Origin of the sequence: Lelliottia sp. JS-SCA-14, from assembly GCF_035593345.1 — a bacterium.
Classification (GTDB): domain Bacteria; phylum Pseudomonadota; class Gammaproteobacteria; order Enterobacterales; family Enterobacteriaceae; genus Enterobacter; species Enterobacter wanjuensis.
Window position 1 is genome coordinate 2,756,296 of record NZ_CP141606.1, and the last position, 19,254, is coordinate 2,775,549.

Sequence of the window (19,254 nt, forward strand, 5' to 3'; positions counted from 1 at the left end):
ATATGCTGTATATAATTACAGTATGAGGTGCGCATAATGGCTGTTGAAACAAAATTTGTTGTCGTAAGAAAAGGTGTAGAGAAAATGACTTTTGCCAGTAAGAAAGAAGCTGACGCTCACGACAAGCTGCTTGATATGGCAGACGCGTTTACCGACTGGCTGCTGCAAAGCGAAATGGGTATGGATGAGACGCAGGCTGAAAATCTTGGTCTTTATCTCGCCGAGCAGAAAGAGACCGTGCAGCATATTCTGCGTACCAGCAAGCTTCCCGATCCCGCCGTTGTTGCAGATAAAACAGAATCCGATGCCGTTGATGCTAAAAAAATCAGAGCAGTGAAAGCGGCCTGATTGTCAGAACACATCATCACCGAGCCTGTCGCCGTAAGCAGATAACTGCTTACGGCTTTTTTGTTGTCTGAAGGGAGCCGCAACGCTTCAGGACCGCAGTTGTAGATATCAGCGCCTCGCTCCACTGGCAGAACCTTGCATCATTGATTTCGTTTCACCTCGTATTGCAGGCACGCCACCCCTGACGGGAAAACTTGACTCTTCACCAGCCTGAGTGAGGTTCTCTCTTTTATGTTTTTGAACAAGGGAATGCCTTGCCCCAGCAGAATTGGATTGACGAATAGCCAATACTCATCGATAAGGTTTTCCGCCATTAGCGCGTGAGTCGCTGAGGGACTGCCAAACAGTAAGATTTCGATGCCCGCGCTGTGCTTGAGCTTGCTGATTTCGTCGCTTAAATTGCTACTGATAATTTGCGTATCAGGGTGATTTTTTGGCACCAGCGTTTTCGACAACACCACTTTGTGGGCAGATTTATACCAACGCGAATGCGCGTGGTCATGCGGGCTGGCATCAGGCTTATCGGCAGCCGTTGGCCAGTACGACTCCATCATCTGATAGGTGTTGCGCCCATATAAGGCAGTGTCGGTCTGCTGAATTCGCTGCTCCACGTACTCAAACAAGTCGGGGCTTATGCTTATCCACTCCAGACCCGCCGGGCCCTCAGCGGTAGAAGAGACAAAACCATCCAGCGACACATGAACAAACGAAACGATTTTTCTCATGATTTTCTCTTTGGTTACGTTTTGACTACATAGGCCTGTGAGCCGCGCCAGGGGTTCGTTCCCGTCTTCAATTGTTGCCATTTTCTCCAGCGGGATCTTGCGTGCTTGCACGTTCGGAAAAAACAGATGTTTTGTACGAGAACGATCCGAAGCGCGATCTCACGATTGGTATCTATTTCTTAGCCAGCCAGGGAGATGTCGTGCTCCAGAAAATGATATCAGCACCGAGATAATCTTCTGCGAACAGGACAAACTCATCCTTGCTAAATGGCTTACCCGTTTTAGGATTTTTATAGGTTAAGGTCGGTTCCTGTACTGCCATGGCAACGAGCGCCAGTTTGCCTTTATATTTATTGAAGAAGGGGTATGAGTTCTTCATTTGCGCCTTGCGGTTGGGGACGATATCCGGACCTCCAACGCCAATATGATTAGCACTGGCAAACTCAAACAGACGCCCCATGTAATTATGGTCGTTGTTCCATTCGCACGGCCAGAAATTGACATATTGAACCACGTGGGATTTGGTAAACACCTTTCGTGCAAAGGCCAGGTTTTCCATTTCCCCTGCAAAATAGTTATCGCAGGAAAATCCTTTGGGTAGTTTGTTCTTGTCAAGATCAATGGCGGTTTCAGGTAGATTCACCCCATAGACTTGACCATCGAAACGCTTTGCAATCGCCGCCAGCAACGACTGATAACGTTGACGAACATCAGCATCCCATTGCTGTGCCACCCAACCTGCTCCAATGGGCTTCCCTTCGCCTGGGTTATCAAATTGTGGCGAAATCCCACCGCCATATCGGGCTTCACTCATCAGATAATCAGGGACATACCGGGCATCTTGTTCGAAAAATCGGTCCTGGATTTGGATGAACAGTTTTTTATTGGCTCCCTTGAGACGAGCCAGATCCTCCTCAATCTGCGAGAAGTCGTATTTGTTTTTCTCAGGTTCGAGTGAACGCCAGTTGTAAACGATCTGCGCACCGCCAATGTCGCTACGAGCCATAATGGCTGACGCTGCTTCGAGCTCACCAGAGCTGGTGTAGATAAAGTTCTCCGGCGTTTTAGCCAATACTGGCAATGCCACAGCAAGCAGTACTGCTGCTACACCAGGTCGAATTTTTATGGTCATGATATTGGTCCTTTTTAAAGGCTCGGTAGCCTGCTTCGATGAGTTATCAGGGTGACAGAAGCCGGTAATTAGACCCGAACAACCAGATGTTTTCTATATGTTTGCAACAGCCCATTTGGAGCAACTTTTGTGTCACAGCGCACTGATTTTCCGCTGAGACTAACGCCCGCCTTTACGGCCACAGGATCTTTCACAGGCGTGCCCAGCCGTGGTGTGTGTGGATTTCAGATCATATAACATGTTGTGAAATCCGATATCCAAGGGTTAAGGTCGGGAGGATTCCAATGCATTGCAAATTAGTGCTAAAGGTCCATTCATCATTTCAGTTTTGATCATCTTCTCATCATGGCAACAACTGATGGAAAACGCGAAACCGTGCAAATAATCTGCCAGTAAATCTAGTCCGTCTTTTTCGGTTTTTTGGGGTAGAGCTAAAGGAGAAACAATGATTTTATACCGTTCAGTAAATATTTGGGCTGGGCCGTGTGATGTCATACTCAGCATAGTTTGTAGTAGTCCGTTATACTCGCGTAATATTTCGACATAACTGACACATAAGTACTTTAACTCGTTTTGCCAGTCTGAATGCACTTGAGGCAGGTAGATCTCTCCCACAAGTGATGTAGTTAGTGCTTCTAGCAACGAATTCTTGTTGTTGAAGTAGTGATAGATCGCCATAGGATCCACGTTTAATTGCGTTGCTAATGAACGGATACTGGGGACTTTTCCATTCTCTTTCATCAAACACTTAGCTGTTTCTATAATTCTATCAGCACTTAACTGTGTTAACTTTCCTACCGGTCGCCCGCGTTTTTTTTCATTGACATCCATCTGATAACTCCAATAAAATCGATTTAATTCTACATTGTAGAATTCATTGTAAACTATGTTTTAGTTTGACTCAACCACGACTAATTTTATGGGGTATTCATGGCAAACATCGTATTTATTGCAACCAGCCTGGATGGCTATATTGCTGATAAACAAGGGAAGCTCGACTGGCTTTATGCGATACCGAATCCAGATAATGTCGATACTGGCTTCTTTGCTTTGTTGGAGCGAATTGACGGGGTGGTGATGGGGCGTAATACCCTTGATGTTGTGCTGAGTTTTGATTGCAATTGGCCTTATACAAAGCCAGTGTTTGTTTTGAGCAATACCATGACAAAAGTGCCGCGAGGCTATGAAGAAAAAGTATTCTTAGTCAAAGGCGAATTGAAAAATATTATCGCGGACCTGAATGCCAAGGGATTTAATGATCTCTACATCGACGGTGGTGCAACAATTCAAAGCTTCCTCAATGAAGATTTAATCGATCAAATGATTATTACTCGCTTTCCAATCTTACTTGGAGGGGGCGTACCTTTGTTTAGTGAACTAAAACAACCATTGAACTTCAAAGTGACAAAAAATGAAGTTGTGCTAGATACCTTAGTTAAAACCACTTACGTACGAGAGAAATAATAACTATTTTTGTATTTATAAATGATATTCATAACAAGTCTCTGGCTATTTTTAAATACCGAAAAGGCCCGACTTGCAACATTTAGCACGTGGCGATTCAGATCAACAGGCACTAGTTTAGGCGGTCCCTTTTACATGCAACATGATTATCCGCTTCTCGCTCAAAGCAAACATAACCGCCCCCGCCCCCCCCCAGGCACACTTAGCAAGCCCTTCAACAAAGCCCATACCGCACAACCCAACCAACAGAAGATGCCCGCCACGGGCATCTTCCCCCCTACCCTTGCTCTATTCAGCGAACCGCAAAAGCGCTTCACCGTCCAGGCGATAGCGCACCCATTCGTTTTGCGGTAATGCACCAATACTGAGGTAAAAATCAATTGCCGGTTGGTTCCAGTCCAGAACACTCCATTCTAAGCGTCCACACCGCCGTTCAACTGCATATTGCGCAATTTGTTTCAGCAATGCTCTCCCCGCACCTTTACCGCGATATTCGGGGGAAACATACAGATCTTCCATATAAATGCCATTACGCCCAAGCCAGGTGGAATAGCTGGTGAAGAAGACCGCATACCCTGCTGCTTTGCCATCAATCTCGCAGATCAACGCTTCTGTATGACTGCCGTCGCCAAAAAGTGTTTCCCGAATTTCATCTGGCGTCGTCACCACCTCTTCCGGGGCTTTTTCATAGACTGCCAGTTCATAAATCATTGTGTAGATTGCAGACGCATCTTCCGGACGGGCCTGGCGAAGAGTGATACTCATTTGTTTTCCTGTCATTTTTACAAGCTATCGATATTGATGGCGGTAAGCATAGGGGGTATTGTCGGAAGAATTAAGTGCAATGAAATCACCCAATGATGAATATTATGCATCCAGCGCTAAGGCGCCTTGATTTGAATCTGCTGCTCATTTTTGACGCAATCTATCGCCACTCTTCCGTTCGACTCGCCGCAGATGAACTGGCGATGAGCACATCGGCGCTGAGTCACGCCCTGTCACGGCTACGCGCGGCTCTCAATGACCCGTTGTTTTACCGGGAAGGCTATCGGATGCGTCCAAGCGTATATGCCACCCAGCTCGCGCCTTCTATTGCTTCAGCCCTGAAACTTCTCAATCAGGAATTGACTCCTCAACCAGAATTCATCGCTGCCGAAAGCTCGGATTGTATCCAGGTCGCCATTACGGACTTCACCGCGTTATGCATTTTTCCTGCGCTGATGCATCAGTTGCAGCATGACGCTCCCGGCTTACGCTTTGAGTTACGGTATTTGCCGCACAGCCCGGCGCTGACAGAACTGCTGGCGGGCGAAGTGGATTTGGCGCTTGGGTTCAGTACACCGGAAGATCTTCAGCATCAGGAACTGGAAGAGATCAACTGGTTTGAAGATGAGTATGTTGTCATCAGCAACCTTCACCGAACCCAGCTAACACTGGAGGATTATCTCACCGCGCGTCATCTCGTTATCACCCCCTGGAATGAAAAGCGGGGCGTACTGGATATTCAGCTTGAGCAGATGGGCTACACACGGCAGATTGCGCTCAAGACGCCGTCGATGCTGAGTGCACCCTTTATTGTTGCGCAAAGCGATCTGCTGATGGCCCTTCCCCGTTATGCGGCTGAGAAACTCATTCCTGCCGCCAGTATCAAGATTTTTCCATTGCCGTTCGCGATAAGCCCGTTTGAAGTCAAAATTTATTCGCACAAACGCAGTGGTCAGCGAGGGGCAACCAAATGGCTCAAGGCAAAACTCCAGACGCTGGCAGACGAGATTAACCCTTGATATGGCAACGGGAAAAGGGGGATAAGCGGACTGTTTACGCGCAAATTCATCAACTTGCCAGCCACAGCCCAAAGAGCCGCATAATGCGAGAGGAGTATGCTAAAAAGTCACTCTCGTTACTCAAGAAGGAGGTAATAAGATGTCTGACCATCCCTCAGTCGCCCTTATCGGTCCCGGCGCTATCGGCACCACGATTGCCGCCGCACTTCATGAAGTTGGCCGAACGCCCCTGCTCTGCGGGCGCACCGCTCATCCGCAGTTAATTTTGCGTCACGATGACGGTGAAGTAACGGTGCCCGGCCCGGTATTAACCGATCCGACGACCGTCCGTCATCCGTTCGATTTGGTGTTTGTCGCGGTAAAAACGACTCAGGTGGCAGACTGCGCCGAATGGCTTGCCGCCCTGTGTGATGAAAACACCGTCGTCTGCGCGCTGCAAAATGGCGTCGAGCAGAAAACCCAGCTCGAACCTTACGTCAATGGCGCCACGGTGATCCCGTCGGTGGTCTGGTTTCCGGCCCAGCGCGAGGCGGATGCCTCGGTCTGGCTGCGCGCCAAACCGCGTCTGACCCTCCCGGATATCCCGCAGGCCACACGCATCATCGATGCCCTCAGCGGCACGCGCTGTGCGGTCGAGCTGTCAGCCGATTTTATCTCCATAGCCTGGCGCAAGCTGTTACAAAATGCCGTTGCCGGGCTGATGGTGCTGGCGAATCGTCGCGCGGGCATGTTCTCGCGGGACGATATTACCGAGCTGGCGCTGGCCTATCTGCACGAATGTCTGAGCGTCGCGCGGGCAGAGGGCGCGAGCCTGAGCGACAGCGTGCCGCAGGAGATCGTCGACGGGTTTCATCGTGCCCCGGCAGATCTGGGCACCTCCATTCTGGCCGACCGCCAGGCCAATCGCCCGCTGGAGTGGGACATCCGTAACGGCGTGATCCAGCGCTACGGGCAAAAACATGGCCTTCCCGTGCCCATCAGCAACGTCATCGTTCCGCTGCTGGCGGCGGGCAGCGAGGGGCCGGGTTGACGTGAAGGATTCAGGGGGCGGCGGATTTTCCCTGCCCCACGTCCACCAGCAATAAGACGCCAAAACTCCCCTCCGGCACCGAATGGCTCGCCCCTCTCGGCACGAAACAGTACTCCCCGGTTTGCAGCGTAAACTGCTCGCCCGCCACCACCAGCGGCAGTTCGCCGTCGAGCACCAGCAGCAGCTCGTCGAAATCGTCGTGAACCTCAGACGGAATACCCTCTCCGCCCATTTTGATCACTTTAATACTGGCGTTCCCGACGGTTCCAAGCACGCGTGAACGCCAGATCTCCGGCAGGCTCGCGACGACGCCTGCAATAGAGGCTTTCATTTTTCCACTCCGCTTCGTTAGATTTCACCACCTTTACCATGCCGCCAGGAATACCGTTATGATTTCATCAGGTTAGGCTTGCCGGATTTTAGCTAAGCCTTATTAACGCTCTGGTTTACAAGGATATTCACGAACCCTTCCAGGAACTTCCTGACCCGAGAATTCAGGCAAACGGCACCGTTCTCAGCTAGACTTGGATGCTGTACTTTTCCACCTGATAACCAACCTACCCCTTCTCCTTTCACTCCACCCGAGAGGTTCAATCATGTCATTTGTCACCACGAAAGATAACGTTGAGATCTTCTATAAAGACTGGGGCCCCAAAGATGCGCAGCCGATATTTTTCCACCACGGCTGGCCGCTCAGCGCGGATGACTGGGATAACCAGCTGCTGTTCTTTTTAGCGCAAGGTTATCGCGTGCTCGCCTCGGACCGACGCGGGCACGGGCGTTCCAGCCAGGTCAGCGACGGGCACGATATGGATCACTACGCCGCCGACGTCTCCGCCGTCGTTGAGCATCTGGATCTGAAAAACGTGGTGCATATCGGGCACTCGACGGGTGGCGGGCAGGTTGCGCGCTACGTCGCAAAATATGGTCAGCCGCAGGGGCGCGTGGCGAAAGCGGTGCTAATCAGCGCCGTCCCTCCGCTGATGGTCAAAACGCCAGACAACCCGGGCGGCACGCCGCTGGAGGTTTTCGACGGCTTCCGCCAGGCGCTGGCCGCCAACCGCGCGCAGTTCTTTCTCGATGTCGCGACGGGGCCGTTCTACGGTTTTAACCGGGATGGCGCGGAGATCTCTCAGGGCATCATCCAGAACTGGTGGCGTCAGGGGATGATCGGCAGCGCAAAGGCGCACTACGAGGGTATCAAAGCCTTCTCAGAAACCGACCAGACCGAGGATCTGAAAGCCATCAGCGTGCCGACGCTGATTTTGCATGGCGATGACGATCAGGTGGTGCCGTACAAAAATGCGGCCCTGCTTCAGGATGAGCTCCTCAGCAATAGCACGCTCAAGATCTATCCGGGCTTCCCGCACGGGATGCACGCGACGCACGCCGATGTGATTAACCAGGATCTGCTGGCATTTATTCGCAGCTAACTGAACTGTCGGTATCGCCGCCTGGCGATGCCGACAGTTATCACAAAAATGATGATTATTTGTTGTTATTTCGTTAACTCCAACGGTGTAGAATTGATCTATTGATCGATATTGCCGGAGCTTACATGAACAACAAACGCCGCTCGGTTCCAGGAATCAGGCACTATGATGGTCCTGCCGGTGGATGGGGCGCGCTGAAAGCGACCGCCATCGCCGTTCGCACGCAGATGGACACCCTCGACGCCCCCGCCACTCTGCTTCGCACCAACCAGCCTGACGGATTTGACTGCCCCGGCTGCGCCTGGCCCGACAAAGAGCACAAATCCACCTTCCAGTTCTGCGAAAACGGCGCCAAAGCCGTCACCTGGGAAGCGACCAGCAAACGCGTCACACCGGCCTTTTTCGCTGAAAACACCGTATCTTCCCTGCTGGCAAAAAGCGACTTCGAACTCGAAGGCTACGGGCGTCTGACCCATCCGCTGGTGTATCACCCGGAGAGCGACACCTTCCGCCCGGTCGAGTGGGAACAGGCCTTCGCGCGCATCGGCGAGATCCTGCGCGAACTCCCGCCGGATGCGGTTGAGTTTTACACCTCCGGGCGGGCGTCGAACGAAGCGGCCTATCTGTTCCAGCTGTTCGCCCGCGAGCTCGGCACCAATAATTTTCCTGATTGTTCCAATATGTGCCACGAAGCCACCAGCGTCGGTCTGCCGCGCTCCATCGGCATCGGGAAAGGCACCGTATCGCTGGACGATTTTGATAACACCGAGCTGGTGATTTCGATTGGGCATAACCCCGGCACCAACCACCCGCGGATGATGGGCACGCTGCACGAACTGGCCCGACGCAATGTGCCGATTATCGTGCTCAATCCGATGCGCGAGCGCGCCCTGGAGCGCTTTGCCGATCCGCAAAGCGTGGTGGAGATGGCAACCTACAGCTCCACCGATATCGCCTCGACCTATTTCCAGGTCAAAGCGGGCGGTGACGCCGCCGCGCTGAAAGGCATCGCGAAACATCTGCTGGAATTTGAAAACGCCCTGGATCAGGCGTTTATCGCCACCCACACCCAGGGATTCGAAGCGTTTGCGGCAGATATTCAGGCGACCAATTGGGAATCGATTGAGCGCGAGTCAGGCCTGACGCGCCAGGATCTTCATCAGGTCGCCGAGGCCTACGCCAAATCGAACGCCACCATCATCACCTACGGCATGGGCATTACCCAGCACAACAAAGGCACCTCTAACGTGCGCCTGATTGCCGACCTGCTGCTGATGCGCGGCAATATCGGCAAGCCGGGCGCGGGGATTTGTCCGCTGCGCGGCCACTCGAACGTACAGGGCAACCGCACCGTCGGGATCTCCGAAAAACCGACCGCGGCGTTTCTTGGCAAAATTGAAGAGGTGTTTGGCTTTACGCCGCCTGCGGCGCACGGCCACGACGCGGTACAGGCCACCGAGGCGATGATCAACGGCTCGGCGAAGGCGATGCTCTGTCTGGGCGGCAATTTCGCGGTGGCGATGCCCGATCATGCCCGCGCGTTTCCGGCGATGCGTAGCCTGGATCTCAGCGTCCACGTCGGGACTAAGCTCAACCGCACCCACCTGCTCACCGCCAAAGAGACGTATCTGTTCCCCTGCCTGGGCCGCACGGAGCTGGATATGCAGCAGACCGGCCGTCAGTCCATCACCGTGGAAGATTCCATGTCGATGGTGCATGCCTCTTCCGGCAAGCTCAAACCCGCTTCGCCCGCGCTGCGCTCCGAACCGGCGATTGTTGCCGGGCTGGCGAAAGCCACGCTGACTCACACCAAAGTCGACTGGGAAAACCTGGTGACGGATTACGATCTGATCCGCGATCTGATTGAAAAAACCATCCCCGGCTTTGAGCAGTACAACCAGCGCATCCGCGTCCCCGGCGGTTTTCGCATGCCGCTCCCGCCGACCGAGCGCGTCTGGCCGACGCCAACGGGCAAAGCGATGTTCTCGGTGTTTGAGGGCGTGGATGAAAACCGGGCTGGCGTCGGCGACAACGTTCTGCGCCTGGTGACGCTTCGCAGTCACGACCAGTACAACACCACCATTTATGCCCTGGACGACCGCTACCGCGGCGTGTTTGGCCGCCGCGATATTCTGTTTATGAACGAAGGTGACATGGCGCGGCTCGGCCTGGAGCATGGCGACCGGGTGGATATTTCCACTGCGTTACCTGATAGCGTTCAGCATCTGGAAGACATCACCGTGGTGGCCTACAGCATCGCGGCAGGGACGGTCGGGGCCTATTATCCCGAGGCTAACGTGCTGGTTCCCCTCGATTATCTTGACAAAGACAGCGGGACACCGTCCTATAAATCGGTGCCCGTCCGGGTGACGCTGCGATCAAAAGAGATCCGTGCGATATAAAAGAGACAATGTGATGTTGATGAAAACAAAAGCGCTGCCACGGAACGAGGCCAGCATGGAATTTCGCGCCGGGATCACCGCCTGTCTGCCGACCATCCCCGGCTACTGGAGCATCGGCTTTGCCGCCGGAGCCATCGGTACCCTCGCCGGGTTTACGACTTTACAAACTGCCCTGCTGGCGAGCGCGCTGTACGCGGGCTCAGCCCAGTTTCTGTTCTATTCCCTGTGGGCCACCGGCGCGGAGATCGCCTCGGTGGTGCTGAGCGTCTTCCTCGTCAATCTGCGCTATCTGCTGATGAGCTCGGCGATGAGCGTATTTTTCCGCGACTACACCACCCTGCAAAAAGTGGTCAGCGGGCTGCTGCTGACGGACGAAACCTTTGGCGTGGCGGTTCAGCAGGGCAGCCAGCAGAGCAAAGTCCCCTTTGCGTGGATGCTGGGGCTGAACATGGCCGCGTGGCTTAACTGGATCCTCGCCTGCATCGTCGGCGCGTGGCTGGCATCCGCCCTGCCGCCGTCGTTGATGGAGGGGCTGAGCTTTAGCCTGGTGTCGATGTTTATCGGCCTGGTGCTGATGATCTGGTTCGCCAGTCGCCGCAAAGCGCTGGAGTCCTTCAGCATCGCCGCGGCGGTGGTCATTACCCTGCTGACCGCCAGCCATACGGACATGAGCGTGGTGGTGATCGTGGCAGCATCGGTGTCCGCAACCCTGGCGACCCTCGGGCTGCGCCTGTTCTATAAAGGCGGGAAATGATGGAGCGAAATATTTTACTGGCGATTATCGCCTGCGCGGTGGTGACGGCGCTGATGCGCACGGTGCCGATTCTGCTGCTTTCGCGCTTTCGGCTGGCGCCCGTGCTGCAGCAGTGGCTGAGCTTTATTCCCTCGGCGATCATGGCGGCGATTATCACGGCGGAGCTGGTCGGTAAACCAGCGCTGACCCCGTCGGGGATCAGCGTTTCGCTGCTGGCAGCCGGCGTGGCGACCGTCGCCGGGATTATCACCCGCAGCCTGTTTGCCACGGTGATCGCCGGGATGGTGGCGTTTTCAGGGTTGAGTTATTTATTGGGGTGATGCGGTTTGTTGCCGGATGGCAGTCGCGGATTTTGTAGGTCGGGTAAGGCGCAGCCGCCACCCGACACTGTGGGCACAACGTCAAATCCGCGCCACCCCCAACTCCGCCGCCTCATCGCGCCACGCGAGCAACAGAGAATACGGCTCGCGCGACACCGCGCTAAACCCGCCGATCAACATCGCCTCGCACACACTCCGGTACTGCGGGTCACTCACCAAACTGCTCAGCGCATCCCGCAGAAGCTCAACCGTCGAAGCCTCCCCCGCCGTGATCAGCGGCAGCCCTGGCGCGAGCGGCGTTTCCCCCACCACGCTCAAACCCTCCACTAACTCAGGCTCATGGCGCTGCAATAACGCCCAGGTCACGCAGTCGATAGCAGCGATATCCGCGCCCCCTTCTGTCAGCGCGTTAAGCGACTGCCGGTGACTCCCGCTTAAACTCGTTTGCGCAAAAAACCGTCCCTGCTCTGCGAGCGGGGCAACCATTTTGCGCAGGGCGTTATACCCCGACTGCGAATCGACAGAATTACACACCGCCCGCTGACCGCGAAAATCCGCCAGCGTTTTGCCCGCATCCGCCTCACGCGCCACCAGAAAACTGCGGTAGTGAATCCCTTCGCAGCCGGGCGCGGTGTAGTGAAAACACCCTACCGTCTGCACCTCCGGCAGCTGTGTCACCAGCGGGAAACCGCAGGTCTGGCTGAGGAGCAGGTCGCCGCTTTGCCAGTGTGCGAGCAAATCTTCTCCACTCCATCCGCTGACCGCCAGACCGCGTTCGAGCAGCAGCCTCTGCACCGCCTGCCACAGTCGTTCATTGTCAGCCTGGTTCACGCCATACATCGGAAACGCGAGGGTATTAGTCATGTTGTTTCACACCCGGATGGACGGTGACATCAACGGCTTTCGCCCAGAAGCGGCGCAGCCATTCCCCGTAGCCGCGCACCACAAAGTGCTGGTTGCGCTGCTGATACTGCGCTTTATCGCGCAGATAGATCGCCCGCAGGCCGTACCAGGGCACGCCGGGCAGATCGTGATGCACAACATGATAGTTGAGATTGAGAAACAGCACCCGCCACACCAGGGAGGCTTCGTTGATCACCGAGCGTGCGTGCGGATCGTCCGCCGCCTGATGCTCGAGGAACGAGCGCACTTTCGTGAGCGCCAGCGCGGGATAACTCACCGCGACCACAAAAAATAGCGCTGAAAAGCCGACCATTTCCATCAAGGCAAACAGCGGCACCAGCAGCGCGACGTGAATCAGCCACATCGCCATACTCCTGCGCTCCAGATGGCGAAACGCCCGGTATGCGCCCGCAAGCGTCTGGGCAATATCCAGCAGCGGTGCCAGCAGCAGCCGACCGGGAAAGGTATTGCGTGCATGAATCAGCTTGCGTTGCCAGGGGGAGAATGTTGCCCAGGTTTCATCGGTGAAATAGTAGGATTCAGGGTCGTCCACCGGAACCGTCAGGTGGTCATGATTGTGATGCGCCAGATGCGAATCGCGATACAGCCCGTACGGGTACCACACCGCCAGCGGCAGCGTGCCGAGCAGTTGGTTAAACCAGGCGAGACGCGTCGGATGCCCGTGGATCAGCTCGTGCTGAAGCGACATATACCAGGCGGTAAACCCGATCAGCAGCAGCGTGGCGGGCAGTCGTCCGAGGGTTTGCCAGTAAAACAGCGTGGCAAACCAGCCGCCGTAAATGACGACGATTAACCCCCAGGTGGGTAATTCGCTGCGCCAGAGCCAGCTTTGGGAGAGCTGGCGAAGTGTATCGCGTTGCTGCGGGTGTAAATAGAGAGGCGACCGTTGACCCATGTGTTTCAATGCCATTTCCGTAATATGACGTTATCCCACGAAGATGTGAGATAACGTCGGAAATCACAAAGAATTTAAATGGTAATGCTTTGCCGGATATTGCGCATTATTGCCGGGTGGCGGCTTCGCCTTACCCGGCCTACATTATTGGGTTTTGTAGGTCGGGTAAGGCGAAGCCGCCACCCGACAATGTCCTCGCGCGTTATTCCTTCACCCGCGCACGCTTGCCGCGCTCTTCTTCGTGGCTGTCGGCACTGGTCACTAAGGCGAAATCAAAACTGACCTCCGTATGCGGGCCATTAATATCGCGCTCCTGCGATACCTTGCTGTCGGTGATTTTAATTGGATCGGCGATCAGCTCTTCGCGGGTGGCAAAGGCAAAATCGTCCCACAGATATTCATCGCCGTTGAGGTTAATCTGAGTGGTGAGATGTTTAAAGCCCGGCGCGGAGACAAAGAAATGCACATGCGCCGGGCGATTGCCGTGACGCCCCAGCCCATTGAGCAGTTTTTGCGTTGGTCCATCCGGCGGGCAGCCGTAGCCGCATGGCACGATGCTGCGCACCGCGTAGCGACCATCCGCGCCGGTTTTTACGCGGCGGCGGAGGTTGTATTCGCTCTGCGACGCATCAAAGAACGAGTAGCCGCCGAGCGTGTTGGCGTGCCAGATATCGACAATCGCCCCGGCCACCGGTTTGCCGTGCAGATCGGTGATGGTCCCGTGCAGCCACATGGTTTCGGCCTTCTCGCTACCGTCGTCCATGCGGGCGTAACCCTCACTCAATGGCGCGTTCGCCACGTACAGCGGCCCTTCGATGGTGCGCGGCGTGCCGACGTCATTGCCCGTCGCCGCCTCTTTCTCGTCGGCACGCATATCGAGGTAATGCTCCAGCCCGAGCCCTGCCGCCAGCAGCGCCGCCTCTTTGCGCTCGCCGAGTTCGTTGAGATAATTCACCGCCAGCCAGAACTCTTCGTCGGTGATATCGAACTTTTTAATGGTCGCGCACAGGTCACCGAGGAGCTGATGCATAATCGTTTTAAAACGCTCGTTACCCTGGGCAGAATTTAATCCGCTGCTGATGGCGAGTAATGTTTCCAGTTCGGTTTGTTTGGTTGGATTGACTGACATTGCGTATTCCTCTTGTAGGGTAAGGTTTATTATTAGGTGTTACGACTTTTCGGAATAAATAGATGACGGGTGTTCGCACAAGGGCTGCACCGTGATGTCCATATACGGAAATAGCGGCAGGCCGGTTATTATCTCGTGCAGCTCCTGATTATCTTTCACCTCAAACAGACTGACGTTGGCGTATTGCCCGACCACTCGCCAGATATGCAGCCATTTCCCTTCGCGCTGTAATTGCTGCGAATAGGCTTTTTCTCTGGCTTTTATTTCTTCTGCCTGGGCTGCGGGCAGCGTGGCGGGAATATTCACCGTCATCTCGACTTTAAATAGCATGCTCAGTTCCTCTCTTTTCTGGCGTAATAACGCAGTTTGTCTTCGTCGATCTCGACGCCCAGGCCCGGCCCCTGCGGTAGGGTCACCTGGCCGTCGCGGAAATCGAGAGGGTTTGCCACGATGTCGTCTTTCAGCAGCAGCGGGCCGAACATCTCGGTGCCCCACTGCATGTTGATCGTCGACCAGGCGTGAAGAGAGGCCACCGTGCCGAGCGTCCCCTCCAGCATCGTCCCGCCGTACAGCGCCACGCCAGCGGCCTGCGCCGTATGCGCCAGCTTCAGCGCCTGCGCCGGACCGCCCGCTTTGGCGATTTTCAGGGCATAGGCCCCGGTAAAGCCGCCGCTCGCCAGGGCATAGCCGTCGTGAAGGGTTGCCACCACCTCGTCCGCCAGGATTGGCAGGGTAAAGCGCTGGCTCAGCGTAATGAGACCGCGCGCGTCCCAGAGTGGGATCGGCTGCTCGACCAGGTCGATTCCGCCCTCCTGTAACCGCGTCATGCCCTGGATCGCGCTGGTCAGATCCCACGCCTGATTCACATCCACGCGAATGCTGACCTCATCGCCCAGCGCCGACTTGATCGCCAGGGCGTGGCGGATATCGCTGTGCAGTTCCCCCGCGCCGATTTTCAGCTTGAAGGTGTTGTGCCGCCCTTCCGCCAGCAGGCGTTTGCCCTCGTCGATGTCTTTGTGAGTGTCGCCGCTCGCCAGGGTCCAGAGCACCGGCAGACGTGGCGTGAGTGCCCCGCCGAGCAGGCTGCTGACGGGCACATTGAGCTGTTTGCCGAGCGCATCGAGAAACGCGGTTTCCAGCGCAGATTTGGCAAAGGTGTTGCCCTTGACGCTGGCGTTCATCTTCCCGGCGAGCGGTGCGACGCCGCTAAACGTCTGGCCGCACAGCAGCGGCGCGAGATAGGTTTCAATCGCCGAGCGAATGCCTTCCGGGCTTTCCGCCCCATAGCTCAGCCCGCCGATAGTGGTGGCTTCGCCCCAGCCGACCACGCCCTGCGCGCATTCCATGCGCACAATGGTCAGGGTCTGGCAGCCCATGGTCGCCATCGACAGCTTGTGCGGGCGGATGGTTGGGATATCCACCAGCCAACAGGTGATGGATTCAATGGTGAGGCTCATGCTCGGCTCCTGCGGTTAAAAAGGTGATCACATGCTGGTTAAACGCCGCCGCGCAGGCGACATTCGACAGGTGTGAGGCGGGTAAAATCAGACAGTGCGCGTGGGGGGCATCGACCACGATAGCTTCGGCGTCTCGCGAGGTGGTGACAGTGTCACTTTCCCCGGCAATCACCAGCATCGGGAGCGGCATTTGCGTCAGTTCATCTCGCAGATCGGCCATCGCCAGCGCGTCGCAGCAGGCGGCGTAGCCCTCGGCGGGCGTCGCGGCGAGCTGCTCAATCAGCGGATAAACCACCTCCGGATTACTGTGGCGAAACGCAGGCGTAAACCAGCGGTCGGCGGCGCTCTCGGCAACCGGGTTCATGCCCTGCGCGCGCACCGTCGCGGCACGCTCACGCCAGCCCGCCTCCTGCCCAATTCGCGCGGCGGTGTTGGCCACCACAATTCGCTGAAATCGCTCCGGCGCGTGGCGGTTGAGCCACATCCCGGTCATCCCGCCAAGCGAGATCCCGCAAAAACAGGCCCGCTCCACGTCGAGATGATCCAGCCGGGCAATCACGTCCTGCCCGAGTCGCTCGAGGGTGACGGGCTGTTGCCCGACGGCTGAACGCCCGTGTCCGCGCGTGTTGTAGCGCAGCACGCGAAAATGTTGCGTCAGCGCTGGGATTTGCGCCTGCCACATCTCCCAGGTAGTGCCTAACGAATTCGACAGCACCAGCAGCGGCGCGTCCTCCGGGCCATCAAGCCGATACTCAATCTCCATAGATTCTCCTTACGCCGTCGCGTCTTCGGTCAGCAGCGCGAACGTCAGCGCCACCGGCGTGACGGACTGCAAATACTCCGCCGTGATGTCGCCAAACAGCTCGCGCACCATCACGCCCTGCGGGGTGATATCCATCACCGCCATATCGCTGTAGATGCGGTCGATGCAGGCCATCCCGGTCAGGGGATAGGTGCATTGCTCGACGATTTTGCACTCGCCCTTTTTGGTCAGATGTTCGGTCATCACGAACACTTTTTTGGCCCCGATCGCCAGGTCCATCGCCCCGCCAACGGCAGGAATGGCGGACGGCGCGCCGGTGCTCCAGTTGGCGAGATCGCCCCGCGCCGAGACCTGGTAGGCCCCGAGCACACAGATATCCAGGTGCCCGCCGCGCATCATGGTGAAGGAGTCGCCGTGGTGGAAATAGCAGCCGCCCGCCAGCAACGTCACCGGCTGTTTACCGGCGTTAATCAGCTCAGCGTCTTCCTCCCCCGGCGCAGGCGCTGGCCCCATGCCGAGAATGCCGTTTTCGCTGTGCAGGAAAATCTCGCGGTCCGCCGGGAGATAGTTGGCAATCTGGGTCGGCATACCGATGCCGAGATTAACGTAGGCCCCCTCGGGGATGTCGCGCGCAATGCGTTCGGCAAGCTGTTGATGCGTCAATGTGTTCACGCGATCTCCTTGAGTGATGTGCGGGCAACCTGAATGACGCGCTGGACGAAAATCCCCGGCGTCACCACCGCTTCCGGGTCCAGCTCGCCGAGGGCCACACACTCGCTCACCTGTGCAATGGTGCAGCTCGCCGCAGCGGCCATGATTGGGCCAAAGTTGCGGCCGGTTTTGTCGTACACCAGGTTGCCCCAGCGGTCGGCTTTCAGCGCTTTGATCAGCGCGAAATCGGCTTTCAGCGGCAGTTCAAAGACGTAATCTTTGCCATCGATATGGCGCGTCTCTTTACCCCCGGCAAGCTCTGTGCCGTAACCGGTCGGCGTAAAAATGCCGCCTAATCCCGACCCGCCCGCCTGAATGCGCGCCGCGAGATTGCCCTGCGGCACCAGCTCCAGTTCGACCTCGCCGCGACGATAGAGATCGTCAAACACCCAGGAATCCACCTGACGCGGGAAGGAGCAGATCACCTTCTTCACACATCCGGCTTTCAGCAGCGCCGCCAGACCGTAGTCGCCGTTGCCAGCGTTGTTGCTGATGAGGGTGAGTTCGCGCGGGCGGCGGCGGATCAGGGCGTCCAGCAGATCGGACGGTTGCCCCGCCGGGCCAAAGCCGCCAACCATCACCGTCGCGCCGTCAAAAATGTCTTTCACCGCGCCATCCAGCGTGGCAATCCGTTTATCAATCATTCCTGAGCCTCTTTGTTGTGATTCGGCAGGCTGCGCAGGGCAATCCACGCCAGCAGGGCGTAAACCATCAGCAGAAGGGAGACCGGCCACGAGGCGTTAAACTCCATCAGCAACGCCACCGCCAGCATTGGTCCCAGACCGCCGGAGAAGATCGATCCCACTTCGTGCCCCAGCGCCAGGCCGGAGTAGCGCACCCGCACCGGGAAGAGATCGCTCATGATGCAGGGCTGGGTGCCGATCATCGCCCCGTGGCAGAACGGCAGCCCGAGCAGCATCGCCAGCATGATCCAGCCGTACGTCCCGGTTGCGAGCAGCCAGAAGAACGGGAACGCCATCACCAGCAGGCCAATCACGCCGATGTAGTAGACCGGCTTGAGGCCGATGCGATCCGACAGCGCCCCCCAGAACAGAATCGAGAAGAACTCCACCAGCATCGCCAGGGTTACGGCGCTGATGATCTCCCCGGTGCTGATGCCGATGTGTTTGGCGTAGACCACCGAGAAGGTAAAGAAGATGTAGGACGCGCCGTTCTCCGGCAGACGCAGGGCAATCGCCTGCAGCAGCGCTTTCGGGTGTTCGCGGATAATCACCAGCAGCGGGATTTTCTCGTGCGTGTCTTCCGGTTTGGCCTGAGTAAACGCCTTGCTCTCGCGGATGTTTTTGCGGATGTAAACGCCGACTAAAAAGATGACGATGCTCAGCAGGAACGGCACGCGCCAGCCCCAGCTCATAAAGTCTGATTCCGGCAGTTTCTGCACCAGGTAGAACGCAAACGCCGAGAGGACAAACCCGCCAGACACCCCCATCTGGCTCCAGGCGGTGTAATACCCGCGACGTGACGCGGGCGCGTTTTCACTTAGCATCAGCACCCCGCCGCCCCACTCCCCGCCGGAGGCCACGCCCTGTAAGAAGCGCAGAATGATCAGCGACAGCGGTGCCCAGATGCCGATCTGCGCGTAGACCGGCAGGAGGCCAATTACAAAAGTGGTGGCACCCATCAGCGTCAGGGTCATGATCAGCGTCATTTTGCGGCTGTAACGATCGCCGATATGCCCGAAGACAATCCCACCCAGCGGACGGGCCAGGAAACCCACGGCGAAACCGGAAAATGCCAGCAGCGTGCCCTGGAGCGGATCGCCGCCTACAGGGAAGAACAGCGGGCCAAACACCAGCGCCGCCGCGGTGCCGTACAGGAAAAAGTCATACCACTCCAGCGCATTGCCCAGCACCGAGGCGATCACCAGCTTGCGCATCTGCTGCGCGTCCTGGCTGCCCGCGGCGGTGGTCACGCGGTTTTCAGTGACGACATTACTCATAACGCGCGTCCCCTCTTGTTGTC

22 protein-coding genes are annotated in these 19,254 nt (G+C 56.6%); 8 read left to right on the forward strand and 14 right to left on the reverse strand.

Annotated elements, in window-relative coordinates; translation table 11 throughout:
• The first annotated feature begins 36 nt into the window (after positions 1-36).
• Positions 37-348: a YebG family protein gene (locus U9O48_RS12920; RefSeq protein ID WP_324722616.1), complete on the forward strand. Its 312-nt coding sequence runs from the start codon at positions 37-39 to the stop codon at positions 346-348.
• A gap of 140 nt (positions 349-488) precedes the next feature.
• Here U9O48_RS12920 and U9O48_RS12925 read toward each other — a convergent pair whose 3' ends face one another.
• From U9O48_RS12925 to U9O48_RS12935, 3 genes are all read right to left on the reverse strand, one after another.
• Positions 489-1,154, reverse strand: a complete 666-nt coding sequence (locus tag U9O48_RS12925) for a dihydrofolate reductase family protein (protein ID WP_324722617.1) — start codon at positions 1,152-1,154, stop codon at positions 489-491.
• Positions 1,155-1,245: 91 nt separating this feature from the next.
• Entirely contained in the window at positions 1,246-2,205 is a 960-nt protein-coding gene (locus U9O48_RS12930) for a hypothetical protein (protein WP_324722618.1), read from the reverse strand.
• Positions 2,206-2,469: 264 nt separating this feature from the next.
• A complete protein-coding gene (locus U9O48_RS12935) occupies positions 2,470-3,036 on the reverse strand; it encodes a TetR/AcrR family transcriptional regulator (RefSeq protein WP_324722619.1) in 567 nt (188 codons plus the stop codon).
• Between the two features lie 99 nt (positions 3,037-3,135).
• Here U9O48_RS12935 and U9O48_RS12940 point away from each other — a divergent pair, with 99 nt between their 5' ends.
• Positions 3,136-3,669: a dihydrofolate reductase family protein gene (locus tag U9O48_RS12940; protein ID WP_324722620.1), complete on the forward strand. Its 534-nt coding sequence runs from the start codon at positions 3,136-3,138 to the stop codon at positions 3,667-3,669.
• Positions 3,670-3,957: 288 nt separating this feature from the next.
• On the opposite strand, the gene U9O48_RS12945 is transcribed toward U9O48_RS12940, so the two are convergent.
• The gene (locus U9O48_RS12945) at positions 3,958-4,434 is read right to left on the reverse strand and encodes a GNAT family N-acetyltransferase (RefSeq protein WP_324722621.1); all 477 of its coding nucleotides are present in this window, start codon (positions 4,432-4,434) and stop codon (positions 3,958-3,960) included.
• 92 nt (positions 4,435-4,526) lie between these two features.
• On the opposite strand from U9O48_RS12945, the gene U9O48_RS12950 reads away from it, so the two are divergent.
• Together U9O48_RS12950 and U9O48_RS12955 are read left to right on the forward strand one after the other, a co-directional pair.
• Positions 4,527-5,453, forward strand: coding sequence for a LysR family transcriptional regulator (locus tag U9O48_RS12950; protein ID WP_324722622.1), 927 nt, complete (start codon positions 4,527-4,529; stop codon positions 5,451-5,453).
• Positions 5,454-5,592: 139 nt separating this feature from the next.
• Positions 5,593-6,483: an oxidoreductase gene (locus U9O48_RS12955; protein ID WP_324722623.1), complete on the forward strand. Its 891-nt coding sequence runs from the start codon at positions 5,593-5,595 to the stop codon at positions 6,481-6,483.
• 10 nt (positions 6,484-6,493) lie between these two features.
• Here U9O48_RS12955 and U9O48_RS12960 read toward each other — a convergent pair whose 3' ends face one another.
• Positions 6,494-6,814, reverse strand: coding sequence for a cupin domain-containing protein (locus tag U9O48_RS12960; RefSeq protein ID WP_285157990.1), 321 nt, complete (start codon positions 6,812-6,814; stop codon positions 6,494-6,496).
• 265 nt (positions 6,815-7,079) lie between these two features.
• On the opposite strand from U9O48_RS12960, the gene U9O48_RS12965 reads away from it, so the two are divergent.
• The 4 genes from U9O48_RS12965 to U9O48_RS12980 all read left to right on the forward strand — a co-directional run bounded on the left by U9O48_RS12965 (position 7,080) and on the right by U9O48_RS12980 (position 11,392).
• Positions 7,080-7,916, forward strand: a complete 837-nt coding sequence (locus tag U9O48_RS12965; protein ID WP_324722624.1) for an alpha/beta hydrolase — start codon at positions 7,080-7,082, stop codon at positions 7,914-7,916.
• A 125-nt stretch (positions 7,917-8,041) separates the two neighbouring features.
• Positions 8,042-10,318, forward strand: a complete 2,277-nt coding sequence (locus U9O48_RS12970; RefSeq protein WP_324722625.1) for an FdhF/YdeP family oxidoreductase — start codon at positions 8,042-8,044, stop codon at positions 10,316-10,318.
• A gap of 13 nt (positions 10,319-10,331) precedes the next feature.
• Complete coding sequence (locus U9O48_RS12975) at positions 10,332-11,072, forward strand: AzlC family ABC transporter permease (protein ID WP_285155797.1); 741 nt, start codon at positions 10,332-10,334, stop codon at positions 11,070-11,072.
• Positions 11,072-11,392 (forward strand): AzlD domain-containing protein, encoded by a 321-nt coding sequence (locus tag U9O48_RS12980; protein WP_285148999.1) that lies wholly within the window; start codon positions 11,072-11,074, stop codon positions 11,390-11,392. Before U9O48_RS12975 ends, U9O48_RS12980 begins: the two co-directional genes overlap by 1 nt.
• Positions 11,393-11,473: 81 nt before the next feature.
• On the opposite strand, the gene U9O48_RS12985 is transcribed toward U9O48_RS12980, so the two are convergent.
• The 9 genes from U9O48_RS12985 to U9O48_RS13025 all read right to left on the reverse strand — a co-directional run bounded on the left by U9O48_RS12985 (position 11,474) and on the right by U9O48_RS13025 (position 19,168).
• Positions 11,474-12,256: a phosphate/phosphite/phosphonate ABC transporter substrate-binding protein gene (locus U9O48_RS12985; RefSeq protein WP_324722626.1), complete on the reverse strand. Its 783-nt coding sequence runs from the start codon at positions 12,254-12,256 to the stop codon at positions 11,474-11,476.
• Entirely contained in the window at positions 12,249-13,211 is a 963-nt protein-coding gene (locus U9O48_RS12990) for a fatty acid desaturase (protein WP_324724401.1), read from the reverse strand. The genes U9O48_RS12985 and U9O48_RS12990 overlap by 8 nt, the downstream gene beginning before the upstream one ends.
• Positions 13,212-13,413: 202 nt before the next feature.
• On the reverse strand, positions 13,414-14,340 hold the full coding sequence (gene catA, locus U9O48_RS12995; protein WP_285157993.1) for a catechol 1,2-dioxygenase: 927 nt from the start codon (positions 14,338-14,340) through the stop codon (positions 13,414-13,416).
• A gap of 39 nt (positions 14,341-14,379) precedes the next feature.
• Entirely contained in the window at positions 14,380-14,670 is a 291-nt protein-coding gene (gene catC / locus U9O48_RS13000; protein ID WP_285157994.1) for a muconolactone Delta-isomerase, read from the reverse strand.
• Between the two features lie 2 nt (positions 14,671-14,672).
• Positions 14,673-15,797 carry a muconate cycloisomerase family protein gene (locus U9O48_RS13005; RefSeq protein ID WP_324722627.1) on the reverse strand — a complete coding sequence of 375 codons (1,125 nt, stop codon included), beginning with the start codon at positions 15,795-15,797 and terminating at the stop codon, positions 14,673-14,675.
• Complete coding sequence (gene pcaD, locus U9O48_RS13010) at positions 15,781-16,560, reverse strand: 3-oxoadipate enol-lactonase (protein WP_324722628.1); 780 nt, start codon at positions 16,558-16,560, stop codon at positions 15,781-15,783. Before pcaD ends, U9O48_RS13005 begins: the two co-directional genes overlap by 17 nt.
• A gap of 9 nt (positions 16,561-16,569) precedes the next feature.
• The gene (locus U9O48_RS13015) at positions 16,570-17,232 is read right to left on the reverse strand and encodes a 3-oxoacid CoA-transferase subunit B (protein ID WP_285149005.1); all 663 of its coding nucleotides are present in this window, start codon (positions 17,230-17,232) and stop codon (positions 16,570-16,572) included.
• Positions 17,229-17,915 (reverse strand): 3-oxoacid CoA-transferase subunit A, encoded by a 687-nt coding sequence (locus tag U9O48_RS13020; RefSeq protein ID WP_282494569.1) that lies wholly within the window; start codon positions 17,913-17,915, stop codon positions 17,229-17,231. The genes U9O48_RS13015 and U9O48_RS13020 overlap by 4 nt, the downstream gene beginning before the upstream one ends.
• Positions 17,912-19,168 carry an MFS transporter gene (locus U9O48_RS13025; RefSeq protein ID WP_416382226.1) on the reverse strand — a complete coding sequence of 419 codons (1,257 nt, stop codon included), beginning with the start codon at positions 19,166-19,168 and terminating at the stop codon, positions 17,912-17,914. The genes U9O48_RS13020 and U9O48_RS13025 overlap by 4 nt, the downstream gene beginning before the upstream one ends.
• Positions 19,169-19,254: the final 86 nt, after the last annotated feature.

Excerpts from the sequence above, each read along its gene's own strand:
- U9O48_RS12920 (WP_324722616.1), top strand. The coding sequence starts at position 37 with ATGGCTGTTGAAACAAAATTTGTTGTCGTAAGAAAAGGTGTAGAGAAA.
- U9O48_RS12925 (WP_324722617.1), bottom strand. The coding sequence starts at position 1,154 with ATGGCAACAATTGAAGACGGGAACGAACCCCTGGCGCGGCTCACAGGC.
- U9O48_RS12930 (WP_324722618.1), bottom strand. The coding sequence starts at position 2,205 with ATGACCATAAAAATTCGACCTGGTGTAGCAGCAGTACTGCTTGCTGTG.
- U9O48_RS12935 (WP_324722619.1), bottom strand. The coding sequence starts at position 3,036 with ATGGATGTCAATGAAAAAAAACGCGGGCGACCGGTAGGAAAGTTAACA.
- U9O48_RS12940 (WP_324722620.1), top strand. The coding sequence starts at position 3,136 with ATGGCAAACATCGTATTTATTGCAACCAGCCTGGATGGCTATATTGCT.
- U9O48_RS12945 (WP_324722621.1), bottom strand. The coding sequence starts at position 4,434 with ATGAGTATCACTCTTCGCCAGGCCCGTCCGGAAGATGCGTCTGCAATC.
- U9O48_RS12950 (WP_324722622.1), top strand. The coding sequence starts at position 4,527 with ATGATGAATATTATGCATCCAGCGCTAAGGCGCCTTGATTTGAATCTG.
- U9O48_RS12955 (WP_324722623.1), top strand. The coding sequence starts at position 5,593 with ATGTCTGACCATCCCTCAGTCGCCCTTATCGGTCCCGGCGCTATCGGC.
- U9O48_RS12960 (WP_285157990.1), bottom strand. The coding sequence starts at position 6,814 with ATGAAAGCCTCTATTGCAGGCGTCGTCGCGAGCCTGCCGGAGATCTGG.
- U9O48_RS12965 (WP_324722624.1), top strand. The coding sequence starts at position 7,080 with ATGTCATTTGTCACCACGAAAGATAACGTTGAGATCTTCTATAAAGAC.
- U9O48_RS12970 (WP_324722625.1), top strand. The coding sequence starts at position 8,042 with ATGAACAACAAACGCCGCTCGGTTCCAGGAATCAGGCACTATGATGGT.
- U9O48_RS12975 (WP_285155797.1), top strand. The coding sequence starts at position 10,332 with ATGTTGATGAAAACAAAAGCGCTGCCACGGAACGAGGCCAGCATGGAA.
- U9O48_RS12980 (WP_285148999.1), top strand. The coding sequence starts at position 11,072 with ATGGAGCGAAATATTTTACTGGCGATTATCGCCTGCGCGGTGGTGACG.
- U9O48_RS12985 (WP_324722626.1), bottom strand. The coding sequence starts at position 12,256 with ATGACTAATACCCTCGCGTTTCCGATGTATGGCGTGAACCAGGCTGAC.
- U9O48_RS12990 (WP_324724401.1), bottom strand. The coding sequence starts at position 13,211 with ATGGGTCAACGGTCGCCTCTCTATTTACACCCGCAGCAACGCGATACA.
- catA (WP_285157993.1), bottom strand. The coding sequence starts at position 14,340 with ATGTCAGTCAATCCAACCAAACAAACCGAACTGGAAACATTACTCGCC.
- catC (WP_285157994.1), bottom strand. The coding sequence starts at position 14,670 with ATGCTATTTAAAGTCGAGATGACGGTGAATATTCCCGCCACGCTGCCC.
- U9O48_RS13005 (WP_324722627.1), bottom strand. The coding sequence starts at position 15,797 with ATGAGCCTCACCATTGAATCCATCACCTGTTGGCTGGTGGATATCCCA.
- pcaD (WP_324722628.1), bottom strand. The coding sequence starts at position 16,560 with ATGGAGATTGAGTATCGGCTTGATGGCCCGGAGGACGCGCCGCTGCTG.
- U9O48_RS13020 (WP_282494569.1), bottom strand. The coding sequence starts at position 17,915 with ATGATTGATAAACGGATTGCCACGCTGGATGGCGCGGTGAAAGACATT.
- U9O48_RS13025 (WP_416382226.1), bottom strand. The coding sequence starts at position 19,168 with ATGCGCAAGCTGGTGATCGCCTCGGTGCTGGGCAATGCGCTGGAGTGG.